Source organism: Janthinobacterium sp. PSPC1-1, from assembly GCF_049897625.1.
Lineage (GTDB): Bacteria > Pseudomonadota > Gammaproteobacteria > Burkholderiales > Burkholderiaceae_D > Janthinobacterium > Janthinobacterium tructae.
Genome location: NZ_JAFCWP010000001.1, coordinates 740,246 through 756,726 on the forward strand (window position 1 = coordinate 740,246; position 16,481 = coordinate 756,726).

16 protein-coding genes are annotated in these 16,481 nt (G+C 62.9%); 10 read left to right on the top strand and 6 right to left on the bottom strand.

Annotated elements, in window-relative coordinates; all coding sequences use genetic code 11:
• Nucleotides 1-27: 27 nt before the first annotated feature.
• From ACP7EG_RS03330 to dapC, 4 genes are all read right to left on the bottom strand, one after another.
• Nucleotides 28-384, bottom strand: a complete 357-nt coding sequence (locus ACP7EG_RS03330) for an ArsC family reductase (RefSeq protein WP_096236552.1) — start codon at nt 382-384, stop codon at nt 28-30.
• A 132-nt stretch (nt 385-516) separates the two neighbouring features.
• Nucleotides 517-2,064 carry an FAD-dependent oxidoreductase gene (locus tag ACP7EG_RS03335; RefSeq protein ID WP_426086415.1) on the bottom strand — a complete coding sequence of 516 codons (1,548 nt, stop codon included), beginning with the start codon at nt 2,062-2,064 and terminating at the stop codon, nt 517-519.
• A 122-nt stretch (nt 2,065-2,186) separates the two neighbouring features.
• Nucleotides 2,187-3,014, bottom strand: a complete 828-nt coding sequence (gene dapD, locus ACP7EG_RS03340; protein ID WP_070223998.1) for a 2,3,4,5-tetrahydropyridine-2,6-dicarboxylate N-succinyltransferase — start codon at nt 3,012-3,014, stop codon at nt 2,187-2,189.
• Nucleotides 3,015-3,031: 17 nt separating this feature from the next.
• Complete coding sequence (dapC, locus tag ACP7EG_RS03345) at nt 3,032-4,261, bottom strand: succinyldiaminopimelate transaminase (RefSeq protein ID WP_426086417.1); 1,230 nt, start codon at nt 4,259-4,261, stop codon at nt 3,032-3,034.
• 254 nt (nt 4,262-4,515) lie between these two features.
• On the opposite strand from dapC, the gene tsaB reads away from it, so the two are divergent.
• Genes tsaB through ACP7EG_RS03365 form a run of 4 tightly spaced genes read left to right on the top strand, consistent with a single transcriptional unit; the run spans nt 4,516 to nt 7,553 of the window.
• Entirely contained in the window at nt 4,516-5,241 is a 726-nt protein-coding gene (gene tsaB / locus ACP7EG_RS03350) for a tRNA (adenosine(37)-N6)-threonylcarbamoyltransferase complex dimerization subunit type 1 TsaB (protein WP_426086418.1), read from the top strand.
• Nucleotides 5,238-5,747, top strand: a complete 510-nt coding sequence (gene rimI, locus ACP7EG_RS03355; RefSeq protein ID WP_096236542.1) for a ribosomal protein S18-alanine N-acetyltransferase — start codon at nt 5,238-5,240, stop codon at nt 5,745-5,747. The genes tsaB and rimI overlap by 4 nt, the downstream gene beginning before the upstream one ends.
• Nucleotides 5,744-6,622 (top strand): uracil-DNA glycosylase, encoded by an 879-nt coding sequence (locus ACP7EG_RS03360; RefSeq protein ID WP_426086419.1) that lies wholly within the window; start codon nt 5,744-5,746, stop codon nt 6,620-6,622. The genes rimI and ACP7EG_RS03360 overlap by 4 nt, the downstream gene beginning before the upstream one ends.
• Nucleotides 6,615-7,553, top strand: a complete 939-nt coding sequence (locus tag ACP7EG_RS03365) for a DUF1853 family protein (RefSeq protein ID WP_426086420.1) — start codon at nt 6,615-6,617, stop codon at nt 7,551-7,553. Before ACP7EG_RS03360 ends, ACP7EG_RS03365 begins: the two co-directional genes overlap by 8 nt.
• Nucleotides 7,554-7,655: 102 nt before the next feature.
• On the opposite strand, the gene lplT is transcribed toward ACP7EG_RS03365, so the two are convergent.
• On the bottom strand, nt 7,656-8,918 hold the full coding sequence (gene lplT / locus ACP7EG_RS03370) for a lysophospholipid transporter LplT (RefSeq protein ID WP_071076427.1): 1,263 nt from the start codon (nt 8,916-8,918) through the stop codon (nt 7,656-7,658).
• A gap of 247 nt (nt 8,919-9,165) precedes the next feature.
• Between lplT and alr the strand changes: the two genes are divergently transcribed.
• The 4 genes from alr to fliD all read left to right on the top strand — a co-directional run bounded on the left by alr (nt 9,166) and on the right by fliD (nt 13,766).
• Nucleotides 9,166-10,245, top strand: coding sequence for an alanine racemase (gene alr, locus ACP7EG_RS03375; protein ID WP_426086421.1), 1,080 nt, complete (start codon nt 9,166-9,168; stop codon nt 10,243-10,245).
• Between the two features lie 74 nt (nt 10,246-10,319).
• Nucleotides 10,320-11,696 carry a DNA repair protein RadA gene (gene radA, locus ACP7EG_RS03380; RefSeq protein ID WP_096236532.1) on the top strand — a complete coding sequence of 459 codons (1,377 nt, stop codon included), beginning with the start codon at nt 10,320-10,322 and terminating at the stop codon, nt 11,694-11,696.
• A gap of 131 nt (nt 11,697-11,827) precedes the next feature.
• Entirely contained in the window at nt 11,828-12,148 is a 321-nt protein-coding gene (locus tag ACP7EG_RS03385) for a PilZ domain-containing protein (RefSeq protein ID WP_280141164.1), read from the top strand.
• Between the two features lie 232 nt (nt 12,149-12,380).
• Nucleotides 12,381-13,766, top strand: coding sequence for a flagellar filament capping protein FliD (fliD, locus tag ACP7EG_RS03390; RefSeq protein ID WP_426086422.1), 1,386 nt, complete (start codon nt 12,381-12,383; stop codon nt 13,764-13,766).
• Here the strand turns inward: fliD and ACP7EG_RS03395 are convergent.
• Nucleotides 13,763-14,563 carry a helix-turn-helix transcriptional regulator gene (locus ACP7EG_RS03395; RefSeq protein WP_332859157.1) on the bottom strand — a complete coding sequence of 267 codons (801 nt, stop codon included), beginning with the start codon at nt 14,561-14,563 and terminating at the stop codon, nt 13,763-13,765. The genes fliD and ACP7EG_RS03395 overlap by 4 nt on opposite strands.
• Nucleotides 14,564-14,663: 100 nt before the next feature.
• Between ACP7EG_RS03395 and ACP7EG_RS03400 the strand changes: the two genes are divergently transcribed.
• Both ACP7EG_RS03400 and rraA read left to right on the top strand, forming a co-directional pair.
• On the top strand, nt 14,664-15,914 hold the full coding sequence (locus ACP7EG_RS03400) for an MFS transporter (RefSeq protein WP_426086424.1): 1,251 nt from the start codon (nt 14,664-14,666) through the stop codon (nt 15,912-15,914).
• 32 nt (nt 15,915-15,946) lie between these two features.
• The gene (gene rraA / locus ACP7EG_RS03405; protein ID WP_426086425.1) at nt 15,947-16,441 is read left to right on the top strand and encodes a ribonuclease E activity regulator RraA; all 495 of its coding nucleotides are present in this window, start codon (nt 15,947-15,949) and stop codon (nt 16,439-16,441) included.
• The last annotated feature ends 40 nt before the right edge of the window (nt 16,442-16,481 follow it).

Below are 16,481 nucleotides of genomic sequence, written 5' to 3' on the forward strand. Positions count from 1 at the left end.
AGCGGGGTGCTTCTGTCTAAGTAAAAATTACAGCCCGAAAATGGCTGCGTACTGTGCATCTGAAAACGCCACGCTGAACTTGCCATCCTTGTCCAGCACGGGGCGCTTGATGATGGACGGGTTTTCCAGCATCAGCTCCAGGGCGCTGGCCGCATCCGTGATCGATGCTTTGCGCTCGTCGGACAGGGCGCGCCAGGTCGTGCCTTTCCTGTTGACCAGCACATCCCACGGCAATTGCTGCAGCCATGCCTCGACGGTGGCGCGTTCCAGGCCCTGTTTCTTGAAGTCGTGGAAAGTGAAATCGAGTTGCTGCGCAGCCAGCCAGGTGCGGGCCTTTTTGACGGTATCGCAATTGGGGATACCGTAGAGTGTAATGGTCGTCATGGGTAGGGCCAAGGGGAATGAATGCGGTTCGCTTGATCGCGGCGCTTGCGCCAGGACAAAATGCGATGGTAGCCGCCATTATACAGTTGATGCGCAGTCGATGCGGCAGTGCAACACGGCCCCGTGATTCCCCTACACAGGCCGTGGCGCCGCCTTGCCTATCTCCGCCGGACCAAAATGCAGGCCCAGTCGCAAGGCCAGGGCGCGCAGGGCGCCGCTTTCCTGCTGGTGCAGGGCCAGCGCGATGTGGCCGTCGGGGCGCACCAGGTAGGCCGCGTCGCGCCCAAGGCCCGCGAGCTTGGCGGCCACGTTATAGGTATAGCAATGCACGGGCAGTTTCAGCACGCGGGCCTCGTTCAGCAGTTCGGGCGCCGGCTCGCCATAGATGTGCAATTGCCAATCCATGCTGCGCAGGGCCGTAAAGTTGTCTTGCGTACCGTCCGAGAACCACGGCAGGCGGTCGCCGCCGCGCAGATATTCCGCATGGCCTGCAGAAAGGGCGCTGTCTTCATAGCTGATCTGGATTTGCGACACCGTCTGGAACAGCAAACGGCGCGCTCGCCCGAAGCCGGACAGGAAGGGCAGCGCGTGCGGCACCAGCCAGCGCCGCAGGAATTGCCCGGCCATGCCTTGCGCGACGATGGCCTGGAAGGCACGGTCGGTGGTGGCGACGAGCTTGCGGGCAAACACGATGCGCTCGCTTTCATAGGTGTCGAGCAGGGCGTCGTTGCTCTGGCCATGCAACTTTTGCGCCAGTTTCCACGCCAGGTTGACGGCGTCGCCCAGGCCCGTGTTCATGCCCTGGCCGCCCACGGGGCTGTGCAAATGGGCCGCGTCGCCGAGGATGAAGCAGCGCCGTTCGCGGAATTGCGCCGCTACCCGGTGATGCACTTTATACGTGGAAAACCAGTTCACGTGCTCGACCTTGATGCCCAGCAGGGTTTGTACCTGTTCGCGCACATCGTCGAAAACGGGCGCCGGCGCGCCATCGGGGCGGTCGGGCAGGATGCCGATCAGGCGCTGCATGCCGCTGGTGCGCACGGGCAGCATCAGGGCGAAAGAGTTCGCGCCCAGGTGGGCGTGCAAATCCGTATTGCTGCCGGCCACTTGCGCATCGGCAACATAGTACAGGTGGTCGTAGGTACCGCCGGAAAAGTCGACGCCGGCGATTTCGCGGACCTTGCTGCGGGCGCCGTCGCAGCCGCAGATATAGTCAAACGTGCAATATTGTCGCTCGTCATCTTTCAGCAGGATGGCTTGCACTTCGCTATCGTCTTGCGTCCACAGGTCCAGCGCCACATTCCACTCCACGTGCACGCCGGCCGCCGCCAGCTTGCTGATGAGAAAGCGTTCATGCTCGTCCTGGGGCAGGCTCAGCACGAAAGGGTAAGGGCTCAGGCCTTCGCCGATCTCGCCCAGCGCCAGTTTTACCAGCTCCTCGCCGCCTTCGTGGATGTGCATGGCATTGATCTTGATGCCCAGGCTGACCAGTTCGTCGGCAAAGCCCAGCTGCTGGTAAAACTCCAGGGTGCGCGCATGCACGGCCATGGCCCGCGACGCCTGGCCCGGACCGCTGTTTTTATCGATGATGCGGCAATCGACGCCATGGCGCGCCAGGCGCAAAGCAAGCATGAGGCCGGTAGGACCGGCGCCGACGATTAATACGGGAGGAGTATTCATGCCATCCAGTATAGGACAGGATGAGAAGCGGGGGCGGGACGATTGAAGTTGTGTTCTGGAAATGAAAATGTCCCGCCGGGGCGGGACATTCAGGGTGCTGCGTGCGCCTTGCGGCGCAGTAATTAGATGCCGCGCAGCAGTTCGTTGATGCCCGTTTTTGCGCGGGTTTTTGCATCCACGCGCTTGACGATGACGGCGCAGTACAGCGAGTATTTGCCGTCTTCCGAAGGCAGGTTGCCCGAGACCACGACGGAGCCGGCAGGCACGCGGCCGTAGGTCACTTCGCCCGTGGCGCGGTCGTAGATCTTGGTCGACTGGCCGATGTACACGCCCATCGAGATGACCGAGTTTTCTTCGACGATCACGCCTTCGACGATTTCCGAGCGGGCACCGATGAAGCAGTTGTCTTCGATGATGGTCGGGTTCGCTTGCATTGGTTCCAGCACGCCGCCGATGCCGACGCCGCCGGACAGGTGGACGTTCTTGCCGATCTGGGCGCAGGAGCCGACGGTGGCCCAGGTGTCGACCATGGCGCCTTCATCGACGTAGGCGCCGATGTTGACGTAGGACGGCATCAGCACGACGTTCTTGGCGATGAAGCTGCCGCGGCGGGCAACGGCTGGTGGCACCACGCGGAAACCGCCCTTGGCGAAGTCTTCGGCGGTGTAGTTGGCGAACTTGGTCGGCACCTTGTCGTAGAACTGCATCGTGCCATCGGATGGCAGGACGACGTTGTCTTCCAGGCGGAACGACAGCAGCACGGCTTTCTTGACCCACTGGTTGACAACCCAGTCGCCCGAGGTTTTTTCCGCCACGCGGATGCTGCCGTTATCCAGGCCATTGATGACGTGGGAGACGGCGTCGCGCAGTTCGGCCGTGCCGTTGCGCGGATTGATCTCGGCGCGGTTTTCCCAGGCCTGGTCGATGATGGTTTGCAGTTGTTGGCTCATGATGATGTCTTGTTTATTTAGTTGGTTGATGCGGATGCGGAAAGCTGCTGGCAGAATTTTACTATGCGCAGTGCGGCTTCCAGCCCTTCGGCCGTTTCGGCCACCAGGGCCATGCGGATGCGGTTGCGGCCCGGATTGATGCCGTGTGCGTCGCGCGCCAGGTAGCTGCCAGGCAATACCGTCACATTATATTCGGCGTACAGGCGCTGCGCGAATTCGGTGTCGGACAGGCCCGTGCGGCTGACGTCGGCCCACAGGTAGAAGCCGGCGTCCGGCAATTGCACGTCCATCACCGCTTGCAGCAGCGGCGTGATGGCGTCGAACTTGGCGCGGTACTTGGCGCGATTTTCCTCGACATGGGTTTCGTCGTTCCAGGCCGCGACGGAGGCCGCCTGCACGGCAGGGCTCATGGCGCCGCCGTGGTAGGTTCGGTAGAGCAGGAATTTTTTCAGCACTTCCGCGTCGCCGGCGACAAAGCCCGAGCGCATGCCGGGCACGTTCGAGCGCTTCGACAGGCTGGAAAACACCACCAGGCGCGCATACGGACGTTCGATCGTGGACAGACCCAGCATGTGCGCCGCCTGCAGCGCGCCCAGCGGGGGCGTGTCGCCGTGGTAAATTTCGGAATAGCACTCGTCGGCGGCGATGACGAAATCATAGCGCTCGGACAGGGCGAACAGGTGTTCCCAGTCCGTCAGGGTCAGCACGGCGCCCGTCGGGTTGCCGGGCGAACAAAGGAACAGCAGCTTGACCTTTTCCCACACGGACGCGGGCACCGCGTCGTAGTCGCAGCCGAAATTGCGCGCCAGGTCGGAATTGACGAAATATGGTTCGGCGCCGGCCAGGTAGGCTGCGCCTTCATAGATCTGGTAAAACGGATTCGGGCTGATCACCAGCGAGCCGGCCGACGGATCGATCACCGTTTGCGCCAGCGCAAACAGCGCTTCGCGCGAACCGTTCACGGGCAGGATTTGCGTGGCAGGATTGAGTTTGGGGATGCCATAGCGGCGCTCCAGCCAGCCGGCGATGGCGGTACGCAAGGCTTCCGAACCGATGGTGGTCGGATAGCTGGCCAGGCCGTGGATATTGTCGACCAAGGCCTGCTCGATGAAGGCCGGCGTCGGATGCTTGGGTTCGCCCATGCCCAAGCTGATGGGCGCATACTCGGGGTTGACCGTCACGCCGGCAAACAGCTGGCGCAGCTTTTCGAATGGATATGGTTGCAATTTAGCAAGAAGTGGATTCACGGAACGGACCAGGGCAAGAGTGGAAAGGCGATGTGGCTAAGTGCTTACTGCTAAGTATTTACTGCTAAGTAATTTACTGAACAGTTGCTTGGCGCGGCAGACTTGACGCCGGTCAAATACTAAGCTGCGTCTTTCATTATAGCCGTCCTCGCGGGCCCGCTGTGCAAGCCGCATCGGCCTGATTGCTGTCCGGCTGCTCCAGGCATGCCGCAGCGGGGAGTGCCGCACCATGGCGCGGCAAGGTAAAATACGCCATGCCTATCTTACTTCCCACCCTGCTTGCTATTGAAACTTCGTCCGAACTCGCTTCCTGCGCCTTGTTGCGCGGCGATGTCGTCCTGTCCCGTGCCTCGTCGGGCGTGCGTACGCATTCCCAGTCGATCTTGCCGATGGTGCAGGAATTACTGGCCGAAGCGGGCGTGACCTTGGCGGACGTGGATGCCATCGCCTACGGCTCCGGTCCCGGCTCGTTTACGGGCGTGCGCACGGCCTGCGGCATCGCGCAAGGCCTGGCCTACGGCGCCAAGCTGCCTGTCGTGCCCATCGTCACGCTCGACGCCATGGCGCTGGCGTGCCACCAGCAGCATGGCGCGCAGCACATCGTGACCGTGCTCGATGCCCGCATGGGCGAAGTGTACTGGGCGCAATATGATTACCAGGATGGCTTGCGGGCCGTGTTGCCCCCGGCCTTGAGCGCGCCGGCCGGCGTGGCGCCGCAAGGCGATGTGGCCGGTTGCGGTAACGGTTTTGGCGCCTACGCCGAAGCGCTGGCCGCGTTGCCGTGCGCCGCCACGGCCGACGCGGCCATCATGCCGCACGCCGTGCAGGTGGCGCAGCTGGCGCGTATCGCTTTTGCCGCCGGCCAGTTTGTAACGGCGGCCGAGGCACAGCCTTTGTATTTGCGCAACAAGATCGCCTATACGAGCGCAGAACGGCAGGAGATGCAACTGGCCAAGGCCGCTGCGGAGTCGGCGCAATGATGGAGGAGGGCAAGGATGCAGTGACGCAGGACGACAGCGCGGCAGGCTGGGACTTGCTGCGCCTCGACTATCAGCCGATGCTCGAAGCGGACCTGGTCGAAGTGCTGGCGCTGGAGCAGCGCGTGTATCCGCATCCCTGGACGCACGGCAACTTCGTCGATTCGCTCAAGAGCGGCTACCCGGCCTGGGTGCTGCGCGACGTGGATGGCACCCTGCTCGGCTACTTCCTGCTGATGCTGGTGGTCGACGAGGCGCACTTGCTGAATGTGGCCGTCGAGGGCGCCATTCAGGGCCAGGGGCTGGGCCGCTTCCTGCTGCAGCAGTCCTGCGCCTGCGCGCGCCAGCTGGGCATGGAATCGATGCTGCTGGAAGTGCGCCCGTCGAACGCGCGCGCGCTCGATATTTATCAGCGTTATGGATTTGAACAGATCGGCCGGCGCAAGGGATACTATCCGGCGGCCAACTCGCAACGTGAGGACGCCATCGTGATGCGTTATACCCTATGAGCCGCAGCGCCGTTTTCCTCGATGAAATGGGCGTCGGCCCCCTGTGGCGCTTGCGCCAGGGGGCCGCGCCCGAGGTCGTTGATATTGTTGTCGAAGCTTCCCTGGAGATGGGCGTTGCCGTGGCGGCGCCCGTGGCCGAAGCCGTTGAAGCCGTGACCGCAGTGGTTACTGAGGTGGTCGCCGAGGTGCAGGTCGAAATGCCCGTCGCCGTTGTCGCTACGCCAGCTCCTGCCGCCGAGTCGGACGACACGGCCTGGTTCGACGATGCTCCCGCGCCGCCACCGGCCAGGCAGCTGAGCGACGCCGATATTGCCGCCCTCGACTGGGAAGGCTTGACGGCCGCCGTGGCCAAATGCGCGCGCTGCGACTTGTGCAAGACGCGCAAGGGCGTCGTCATGGGCCGTGGCGACCGCCAAGGCGCCTGGCTGATGCTGGCCAGCAGCCCCTCGCGCGCGGAAGAACGGGAAGGGCGCGCCTTGCCGGGCGAGCAGGGAAAATTGCTCGACAATATGCTGAAAGCCATCGACCTCGAGGCGGGCCGCGACGTGTACATCACGCACTTGCTGAAATGCCGTCCGCTCGACGAGGCGGGGCAGGAACGCTTGCCCACCGAATCAGAGTCGGCCGCCTGTCGCCCGTATTTCGAGCGCGAACTGGCCCTGCTGCAACCGCGCACCATCGTCACCCTGGGGTCGATGGCCGCCGCCGGCATCAATCCCGGTGAAAAACCCGTGCGCGGCAAGGTGCGTCAGCTGGGCAGTGCGTCCGTCGTGGCTACCTTCCACCCGGAAATGTTGCTGCAGGACGAGACGGGCAAGGCCAAGGCGCGTGCCTGGGCCGACCTGTGCCTGGCGAAAAGCACGCACGGTGGTTGATACGGCTGTCGCTACCTTTCAGGTCCGCTTCGAGCGCCGCTGGGGGCATCTGACGCACCCCCGCGTGCGGGCGCTGGCCTGGCTGCTCGACTCGCCCGACTTGCTTGACCCCTCCAGCGCCCACTGGGGCGGGCGCATCGCCAGCTTGCCTTCCGTTACGCCTGCCGTGGCGGCATGGCTGGCGGCGCTGCAAGATGACCCGTCGCCGCTCGATGCGGCGCTGGGGCCGAAATTCTATTCCCGCCTGGGCCTGTACGCTGAAAAGCTGCTGGCCTTTTATTTTGAGCAGCATGGTGTATTGCAAGCGCATGGCTTGCAAGTGCAGGTGAACCGCAACGACACGGTGGGCGAGTTCGATTTCCTGCTGCGTCACGGAGATGGCTTGCTGCACTGGGAATTCGCCACCAAGTTCTACCTGCTGGAAGGCGCGCCGGATCCCGGTGTCTTCAACCACTTGATCGGCCCCAACCTGGCCGACACCTTGGGATTGAAGATGCGCAAGATTCTCGACAAGCAACTCGCCTTGTCTCGCCACCCGGCTGCGCAAAGCTTGCTGGCGCAGCCCGTGCGCGCGGCGCAGGCGCTGGTCAAGGGCTGGCTGTTTTATGCTCCGGGCACCACGCCCGGCATGGATGGTATTTCCCCGGAACATGGACACGGCTTCTGGTGCACGCCAACACAATTGCCGGCGCAGCGCTATGTCGTGCTGCCGCGTTTGCAATGGCTGGCGCCGTTCAAGGGGCGCGAGGTGGCAGTGCTGGATGTCGATACCTTGCGCGCGCAGTTGTCTGATCTGGCGCAACCGGTGATGGTGGCCACGGTGGGCAATGTCGAAGGCTGGGAAGTGGAGCGCACGCGCGGTTTTGTCGTGCCCCATGACTGGACGGAGCAGGCTGCCGCACGGCGGCTGGCAGGCACGCTACCTGCGTAGGTCGCGCGGCGGCTGACTGGCGTGTTGCCGATTTAAGCCACTCAACCCCAAACGACATCCGGGGTCAGACCCTCAGGGTCTGACCCCAGCCCTTGCTTGGGTTTAGTGCTTATGCTCGCCGATCAAGGACAGACTGTCGTGTTCCAGCTGGTTCAGCTTGTGCCGGCGCATGATCATGTACATCGTGCCGGCGACGAACAGACCGAACAGGGTGATGATGATATTGAGCGGCAGGTGCAAGCGGATCATGATGGAATATACGGCCAGCATGGTGAGAATCGACAGGTTTTCATTGAAGTTCTGCACGGCGATGGAATGGCCCGCACTCATCAGGACGTGGCCGCGGTGTTGCAGCAGGGCATTCATGGGCACGACGAAGAAGCCGGACAGGGCGCCGATCAGTATCAGCAGCGGGTAGGCGATCCACACGGAGTGCACTTGCGTCATCATCATGACGATCACGCCCATGGCGATGCCCAGCGGAATGACGGTCAGCGACTTGCGCAGCGGGATGAAACGCGCCGACAGCACGGCGCCGGCGGCCACGCCGATGGCGACCACGCCCACCAGGCTGGTCGCCTTGTCGAACGGCATGTTCAGCGACTGCTTGGCCCATTCCAGCACGATCAGTTGCAAGGTGGCGCCAGCGCCCCAGAACAGGGTCGTCACGGCCAGGGTGATCTGGCCCAGCTTGTCTTTCCACAGGATGGAATAGCAATTGGCAAAATCGGTGATCAGTTTGATAGGATTACGTTCCTGATGCGCATACACGCAGCCCGTGTCGGGAATCTTCAGGTTGGCCAGGGTTGCCAGCACATAAATGCCCACCACCACGCACAGGGCCGCTTCTGTCTTGTTGGCGATGCCCGTGTCGATCAGCGGGATGTCGATCGATAGCAGCATGTCGGACACATGACCACTGACAAGCGCGCCGCCCATGACGGTGCCGAGGATGATGGAGGTGACGGTCAAGCCTTCGATCCAGCCATTCGCCGCCACCAGCTTTTCCGGCGGCAGCAGTTCCGTCAGGATGCCGTACTTGGCGGGCGAATACACAGCCGCGCCAAAACCCACGACGGCGTAGGCCAGCAAGGGGTGCACGTGGAAGAAGACGAGGGCGCAGCCGAAGATCTTGACCATGTTGGCGATGAACATGACCTTGCCTTTCGGTAATGCATCCGCGAAGGCGCCGACAAAAGCGGCCAACAGCACGTAAAACAGTACGAACGACAATTTGAGCAGCGGCGTGATCCACGCCGGGGATTTCATGGACACCAATAAATCGACGGCGACAAAAAAGAGGGCGTTATCTGCCAGCGAAGAAAAGAACTGCGCCGCCATGATGGTATAAAAACCACGATTCATTCTGGATTGCCTGAAATCATATCTGGCTTGCTTTATACCACGAAAAAACGGCAAACCCCAAGTTTGGGCGGGGTCGCTTTGCATAGTCTTGCCTAAGCGAAGCTTAATTTTTCTGCCGTAGAAAAATACACATACATGTGAGCATTTTGTAAATGATGTCCTATGCACACGATCGTGGGCATCTGCAGTGTCCGCTTACTGTGCATCCGGTAAAATACGGCTTTCCCACCCGCCGTGAACGACGCATATGCCCAGGCCCCTCATCGCCACCATCCATCTGGATGCCATGCAACAGAATCTGGCGCGCGCGCGTGCCTGCGCCCGCGGCGCCAAGGTGTGGGCCGTCGTCAAGGCAAATGCCTATGGCCACGGCCTGGAACGGGCCATGCGGGGCTTTGCCGAGGCCGATGGCCTGGCCTTGGTCGAGGTCGACTACGCCGTGCGCTTGCGCGAACTGGGCTGGACCAAGCCCATCTTGCTGCTGGAAGGCTTTTTCGACGCCAGCGATCTGCCGGTCATGGCGCAATATGGCTTGAATGGCAGCGTGCATTGCGAAGAACAGATCGCCATGCTGGCAGCGGCGCGCTTGCCGCACGCCATCGATGTGCACCTGAAGATGAATACGGGCATGAACCGTCTGGGCTTTACGCCAGATGCCGTGGCGGCTGCGTATGCGCGCCTGCGCGCCATGCCGCATATCGGCACGATCACCCTGATGACGCATTTCGCCAATGCGGACGAGGCGGCGCCCACGCGCTTGCCACTGGCCCAGCAGATGCTGCGTTTTGAAGCGGGCGCGGCCAGTATCGATGCGGCCTTGCCGCGCAGCCTGTGCAATTCGGCTGGCTTGCTGCTGCACCATCTGGACAGCGACTGGGTGCGCCCCGGCATCATGCTGTATGGCGGCACGCCCAGCGGCACGTCGGCGCAAGCGTTCGGCTTGCTGCCCACGATGACCTTGCGCAGCAGCATCATCGGCATCCAGCATATCGCCGCCGGCGAAGTGGTGGGCTATGGCAGCCGCTACGAGGCGGCCGGCAATATCCAGGTGGGCGTGGTGGCTTGCGGCTATGCGGATGGCTACCCGCGCCACGCGCCCGAAGGCACGCCGGTGCTGGTCGACGGCGTGCGCACGGGGCTCATCGGCCGGGTCTCGATGGACATGCTGATGGTCGACTTGACGCACGTGCCCGGTGCGCGGGTCGGCAGCAGCGTGACCTTGTGGGGCCAGGGCCTGCCGATCGACGAGGTCGCGCTGGCCGCCGGCACCATCGGCTACGAGCTGATGTGCGCATTGGCGCCGCGCGTACCGGTGAACGAAGCGTAGGGTGACGCGGCAGCGCGGTTTGTATATACTGTATATATAACCAGCTGTTTCATTCTACCTGAGCAAAGTACACCATGGCAAAAGTCAAGACCATCTACACCTGCAGCGATTGCGGCGCCATCAGTAATAAATGGATGGGGCAATGCACCTCGTGCAACCAGTGGAACACCATGGTGGAAACCCTGCCCGAAACGGGCGGCAACAACCGCTACTCGAACCCGCAGCACATGTCGCTGGCGCAGACGGCACCCGTGCTGTCGCTCGACGATATCGACGCCATCGACGTGCCCCGCTTCGGCACGGGCATCGAAGAATTCGACCGCGTGCTGGGCGGAGGCATGGTGGCCGGCGGCGTGGTGCTGATCGGCGGCGATCCCGGCATCGGCAAGTCGACCCTGCTGCTGCAGGCGCTGGCCAACATGTCGCACCACAAGCGCGTGCTGTATGTCAGTGGTGAAGAGTCCGGCGCGCAGATCGCCCTGCGCGCCAAGCGTCTCGTCATCGATGCCAAGGAACTCAAATTGCAGGCCGAGATCCAGCTGGAAAAGATTCTCGGCACCCTGGCCGACCTGAAGCCGGAAGTGGTGGTGATCGATTCGATCCAGACCGTGTATTCGGACGCGCTCAGTTCGGCGCCCGGTTCCGTGGCGCAAGTGCGCGAGTGCGCGGCGCAGCTGACGCGGGCGGCCAAGCAGACGGGCGTGACCATCATCCTGGTGGGTCACGTGACGAAGGAGGGTGCGCTGGCCGGTCCCCGCGTACTCGAACACATCGTCGACACGGTGCTGTATTTCGAGGGCGACGCCCATTCCAGCTTCCGCCTGGTGCGCGCCATCAAGAACCGTTTCGGCGCCGTCAACGAGCTGGGCGTGTTCGCCATGACGGAAAAGGGGCTGAAAGGGGTGTCGAACCCGTCGGCGCTGTTCCTGTCGCAGCACGACAACCAGGTGCCCGGTTCCTGCGTGATGGTGACGCAGGAAGGCACGCGTCCGCTGCTGGTGGAAATTCAGGCCCTGGTCGACACCAGCCACTTGCCGAATGCGCGCCGCCTGTCTGTCGGCCTGGAGCAGAACCGCCTGGCCATGCTGCTGGCCGTGGCGCACCGCCACGCGGGCATCGCCGCCTTCGACCAGGATGTGTTCATCAATGCCGTCGGCGGCGTCAAAATTACGGAGCCGGCGGCCGACCTGGCCGTGTTGTTGGCGATTAACTCGTCGATGCGCAACAAACCCTTGCCGAGGGGACTCGTGGTGTTTGGCGAGGTGGGGCTGGCCGGCGAGATCCGTCCTGCGCCACGGGGCCAGGAACGCTTGCGCGAAGCGGCCAAGCTGGGCTTTACCCTGGCCGTGGTGCCCAAGTCCAACCTGCCCAAGCAAGCGATCGAAGGTCTCAAGGTCATCGGCGTCGAACGCATCGACGAGGCATTCAATAAGCTCCGTGACCTGGAGTAAGAGTTGGTATGGTGTAAATGCCAAGTTTGAGACAAGTCAAACAGAATTTCCGTTTAGAACTATAATATTTGTCCGATGGATTCGTCTCATGAATCCGCATCGACAATGCATAGCTAGAGAAGCGGAATACAGTGTCAGTTGAGCAAAGGCAGGGCGCACGCAAGATATTGCGTGCCAAGGCAATGTTGGTAATGGATGGCGCGGGGCCTGTAGCGGCGCGCACCCTCGATGTGGGGCCGGGCGGCATGGCGGCCGTCATCGCGGAACCGGTGCCGACAGGCAAGCAGGGCAAGGTGCTGTTCGAGTTGTTTTACGACGGCGCGGCACACATTATCGAGGCGCGGGTGTCCGTCTCGCACTGCATTTTCAGCAGTGCAGGTTTCAAGGTGGGACTCACTTTCCTGCAACTGGACATGGCTGTCAGCAGTGCCATTTCGAAATTCATGCGCTGAGGCATGCCCGCAGAGGGGCTGCACATGAAATGCGCTATCATGGTGCATATGGGTTTGCAGTCAGGAAAAACTTGTTCTGTTCGCTGTTTTGATATTCCGGTAATACTGCATAATTATCAACCAGAAGAGGGACCTTGCCGCGCCACGCGCGCTTGCTGTCCGTTTCCAGCGCAGCGCGCGGTCATGACCTGAACCGTGTGCCATGACCTTACACCCGACGGGAATGCCCACCATGTTTAATTCGACCATCAACAGCAAGGCTTACACCAATAACACGCAACAGACGACGCAGGGCAGTATCTCGGCCGATGTGTATGCGAAGGTGGAGCGCCAGATGCAGTCGCAGAACACGGGCGTCGTCAAACTCAATGCCAGCCTGGCGCGCGACCAGGCCAAGTTCTCGGGCCTGGGCCAGTTGCAATCGGCGCTGGCGAAATTTCAGAGCGTAGCCAAGAACATGGCCGGCAGCGGCCTGGCCACTTCGGCCACGTCCAGCAGCAAGGATGTGCTGAGCGCCACCACCACCGACAAGGCTGTCAGCGGCAGCCATGCATTGAACGTCAAGCAGCTGGCACAGGGGCAGACCCTGCAGAGCGGCGCGCAGAAAACCTCGAGCGCGGCGATCGGCACGGGGGCGCCCGCGCTGGTCAAGATCGAAGTGGGCGCGACCGACGGCAAGCAATTCACACCCGGCAGTGGCAAGGTCATTTCGCTGACGATTGACAGCAGCAACAATAGCCTCGACGGCATCGCCGCCGCGCTCAAGCAGCAGGGTATCGACGCCAGCGTGGTGAAGGGCCCGGATGGCTATTCGCTGGCCCTGAACGGCAAGAGCGGCGCCGACAGCAGCATGCGCATCAGCGTGTCCGGCGACGCGGCCGTCAGCAACCTGCTCAGCTATGCGCCCGGTGCCGGCAAGGGCTTGCAACAGACGGCCGCCGCGCAGGACGCGCTGCTCACCGTCGACGGCAAGGACATCAAAAGCGCCACGAATACCCTGACGACTGCCGTCGAGGGCACCACCATCGAATTGAAGAAAACAGGCACGACGGACCTCGTCATTGCCAAGGACAGCAGCCAGATCGCCAGCAACGTGGCCAGCTTCGTCACGGCCTACAACGAGCTCAACAGCAAGCTGCAGAGCCTGCAGCAGGGCGATTTGAAATCCGATACGGCCCTGGGCCAGGTGCGTTCGCAGATGGAGCAAGTGCTGCGCACGGCCAGCACGGGCGTGCCCGCTTCCATCCTGGGCAGCGCTGGCGTGACCCTGGGCAAGAGCGGCGAGCTGGTACTCGACGATAAAAAACTCAAGGCCGCCATCGCCGCCGATCCGGATGCTGTCAGCAAGCTGTTTACGAATAACGGCAAGGGCGTGGCGGACCAGTTCTCCAGCAAGATCGGCGAGCTGACGGGCGAAACGAGCATCATCCGCAAGGAAGTGCAATCGGTGGGCAAGGACATCACCACGCTGAACAACAAGAAAGCCGTGCTGGCCAAGGCGCTGACGGCGCAGGCGCAGGCGCTGGTGAAGGCGTATTCGGCCCAGGAGCAGATGGGCACGAACTCGGCCTTGCCGGGTTATACCGGTAAAAATTCGCTCTTCGACTTCATGGCTTAAGAACGCTCGCCCTGCGCAAAGAAGGCCGATGGCGAACTGCCGAAGGTCTTCTTGAACATGGCGGAAAAGGCCGACTGGCTGGCGTAGCCCAGTTCTTCGGCCACCTGCGACAGCGGCACGCCGCGCGCGATCAGGGGCGCCGCGTGCGCCAGGCGCACCTGCTGGCGCCACTGGCCAAAACTCATGCCCAATTCCCGTTCGAACAGCCGCGCCAGGGTACGCTCCGAGGCGCCGACCTGCTGCGCCCAGTGTTCCAGCGTCTGGTTCAAGCCGGGCTTGTCGATCAGGCTATCGCACAGGGTCTTCAGGCGCTTGTCGCTGGGCAAGGGCACACGGATGGGACGCGTGTCCGAGCGTTTCAGCTCGTCGAGGATCAGTTCGGCCAGCAGTGCCTCGCGCGCCGGCTCCTGGCCCGGGTCCAGCTGTTCCAGCGCCATGATCAGCTGGCGCAGCAGGTTCGACACTTCCAGCACCTTGCAGTCGCGGCCCGCGAACGGCGCGCGCGCGGCATGGATGCACAGGGGGCGCAAGCGGGTTTTTTCCAGTATCGTGACGGCATGCTCCACGTTCGGCGCGATCCAGATGGCGCGCATGGGTGGCAGCACCCAGCTGCTGTTGTTGGCGGTAATGCGCAGCACGCCTTCGAGCGCCATCGTGACCTGGCCCCAGGGATGGCTGTGCGGTAATAAAAATTCATCGGGTTGCAGGTCGCGCGCGACCATGGTCACGGGGATGGTCGCACTGGGCGCCTCCCTTGGCGGACACATGCGGGTATGGTGGAGGATAGGTACACCCATCAGCTTGGCCTTAATTCGATAAATTATGTCGTTCTGTCGGAAAACAGACGATGGTATTTTGCATACACTTGAGCTTCACCAGTATAAGACAGGGTATGACATGATAACAACTAACTCGGCAAGGCACGTGCCACCGCAGTCACCGCCAACCTTGCGCAGCGACGCGCGCGTCATCGCCCTGGTGGGGCTGGCGCATGGCATTTCGCACTTCTACCACCTGATCCTCGCGGCCCTGTTCGTCTGGCTGAAACCGGCCTTCGGCCTGTCGTATGCGGAACTGGGCCTGCTGATGACGGTGTTTTTCATCATCTCGGGCGTGGGGCAGGCGCTGGCCGGCTTTGTCGTCGACCGCTTCGGCGCGCGTGCCGTGCTGTTTTCCGGCATATTCTTGCTGGGTGTGTCGGCGCTGGCCCTGTCCACCGCGCACAGCTATGCGGCGCTGATGCTGGGCGCCATGCTCGCCGGCATGGGTAACAGCGTGTTCCATCCTGCCGACTATACGATCCTCAACCAGCGCGTCTCGGCGGCCCGCGTGGCCTACGGTTTTTCCGTGCATGGCATCAGCGGCAACATCGGCTGGGCCCTGGCGCCTTTGTTCATGACGTACGTTGCCACCCAGTATGACTGGCGAGTGGCGCTGCAATGCGCGGCCGTGCTGCCGTTTGGCGTGCTGCTGATCCTGTTTTTGAACCGCCACGCCATCCGTCCCGAGCCTGTCAAGCAGGCCGCGCCGGGCCAGGCGGCCGGCGGCGAAGGCACGCTGGACTTTTTGCGTTTGCCGGCCGTGTGGATGTGTTTTGCCTTCTTCTTCATTACCGCCATCGCCCTGGGCGGCATCCAGAGCTTTGCCAGCGTGGCTCTGGTCAAGCTGTACGGCATGAGCCTGGCGCTGGCCACCAGCGCTTACACGGCCTACATGCTGGCCTCGGCCGTGGGCATGCTGGCCGGCGGCGTGGTGGGCGCGCGCAGCAAGCAGCCGGACCGCAACGTGGCGATCGCCTTTTCCGCCGCCGCGCTGCTGGCTGTGCTGCTGGCCATGGCCGTCGTGCCGGCCTGGGGCGCGGTGGTGCTGATGGGCGCCATCGGCCTGACGTCGGGCGTGGCGGGACCGTCGCGCGACCTGATGATACGCGCGGCGGCGCCGAAGAATGCCACGGGGCGCGTGTATGGCGTCGTGTATTCGGGCCTCGACAGCGGCCTGGCCGTGGGGCCCCTGTTCTTTGGCGCGCTGATGGATGGCGACCATCCGGCCTTGCTGTTCGTCTTCATCGGCGTATTCCAGGCGCTGGCGATTGCCACGGCCGTGGGCGTGGGCGGTAAAACACGCGCCGCGGCGCTGCAAAAGGCATAGAATCGTTGCCATCTGCCACCCAAGGAGTTCCCATGACCTTTGCCACCACCGATCTGTGCGACGACCATGCAGCCATGCTGGACGATGGCACCCTGGCCGTGCTGCCGCCCGTGTACCGCGCTTTCGGCCAGCGCGTGCGCTTCAGCGGCCCGGCCACCACCTTGCAAGTGTTCGAAGACAATGCCCTCGTGCGCAGCACCTTGGAAACGCCGGGCCAGGGCCATGTGCTGGTGATCGATGGCGGCGGCAGCCTGCGCCGCGCGCTGGTGGGCGGCCAGCTGGGCGTGCTGGCGGAGAGCAACGGCTGGGCCGGCATCGTCGTCGATGGCTGCATCCGCGACAGCGAAGAAATCAATGTCTGCCAGATCGGCGTGCGCGCGCTGGCCACGCATCCGCGCAAGAGCAACAAGACGGGCGCCGGCCAGAGCGACGTGCGCGTGCAGCTCAGCGGCGTGGCCGTGCATCCGGGCGACTGGATCTACGCCGATGCGGATGGCATCCTGGTGGCGCGCCAGGAACTCGATTGAACGGTTCTCCTGCGGGAGGGGGCGTGTGCCGAAAGGCGTT

Bases quoted from the DNA above. Each gene is read 5' to 3' on its own strand.
- ACP7EG_RS03395 (WP_332859157.1), bottom strand. From the start codon at position 14,563: ATGGGTGTACCTATCCTCCACCATACCCGCATGTGTCCGCCAAGGGAG.
- dapD (WP_070223998.1), bottom strand. From the start codon at position 3,014: ATGAGCCAACAACTGCAAACCATCATCGACCAGGCCTGGGAAAACCGC.
- alr (WP_426086421.1), top strand. From the start codon at position 9,166: ATGCCCAGGCCCCTCATCGCCACCATCCATCTGGATGCCATGCAACAG.
- lplT (WP_071076427.1), bottom strand. From the start codon at position 8,918: ATGAATCGTGGTTTTTATACCATCATGGCGGCGCAGTTCTTTTCTTCG.
- rimI (WP_096236542.1), top strand. From the start codon at position 5,238: ATGATGGAGGAGGGCAAGGATGCAGTGACGCAGGACGACAGCGCGGCA.
- radA (WP_096236532.1), top strand. From the start codon at position 10,320: ATGGCAAAAGTCAAGACCATCTACACCTGCAGCGATTGCGGCGCCATC.
- tsaB (WP_426086418.1), top strand. From the start codon at position 4,516: ATGCCTATCTTACTTCCCACCCTGCTTGCTATTGAAACTTCGTCCGAA.
- rraA (WP_426086425.1), top strand. From the start codon at position 15,947: ATGACCTTTGCCACCACCGATCTGTGCGACGACCATGCAGCCATGCTG.
- ACP7EG_RS03335 (WP_426086415.1), bottom strand. From the start codon at position 2,064: ATGAATACTCCTCCCGTATTAATCGTCGGCGCCGGTCCTACCGGCCTC.
- fliD (WP_426086422.1), top strand. From the start codon at position 12,381: ATGTTTAATTCGACCATCAACAGCAAGGCTTACACCAATAACACGCAA.
- ACP7EG_RS03330 (WP_096236552.1), bottom strand. From the start codon at position 384: ATGACGACCATTACACTCTACGGTATCCCCAATTGCGATACCGTCAAA.
- ACP7EG_RS03400 (WP_426086424.1), top strand. From the start codon at position 14,664: ATGATAACAACTAACTCGGCAAGGCACGTGCCACCGCAGTCACCGCCA.
- ACP7EG_RS03360 (WP_426086419.1), top strand. From the start codon at position 5,744: ATGAGCCGCAGCGCCGTTTTCCTCGATGAAATGGGCGTCGGCCCCCTG.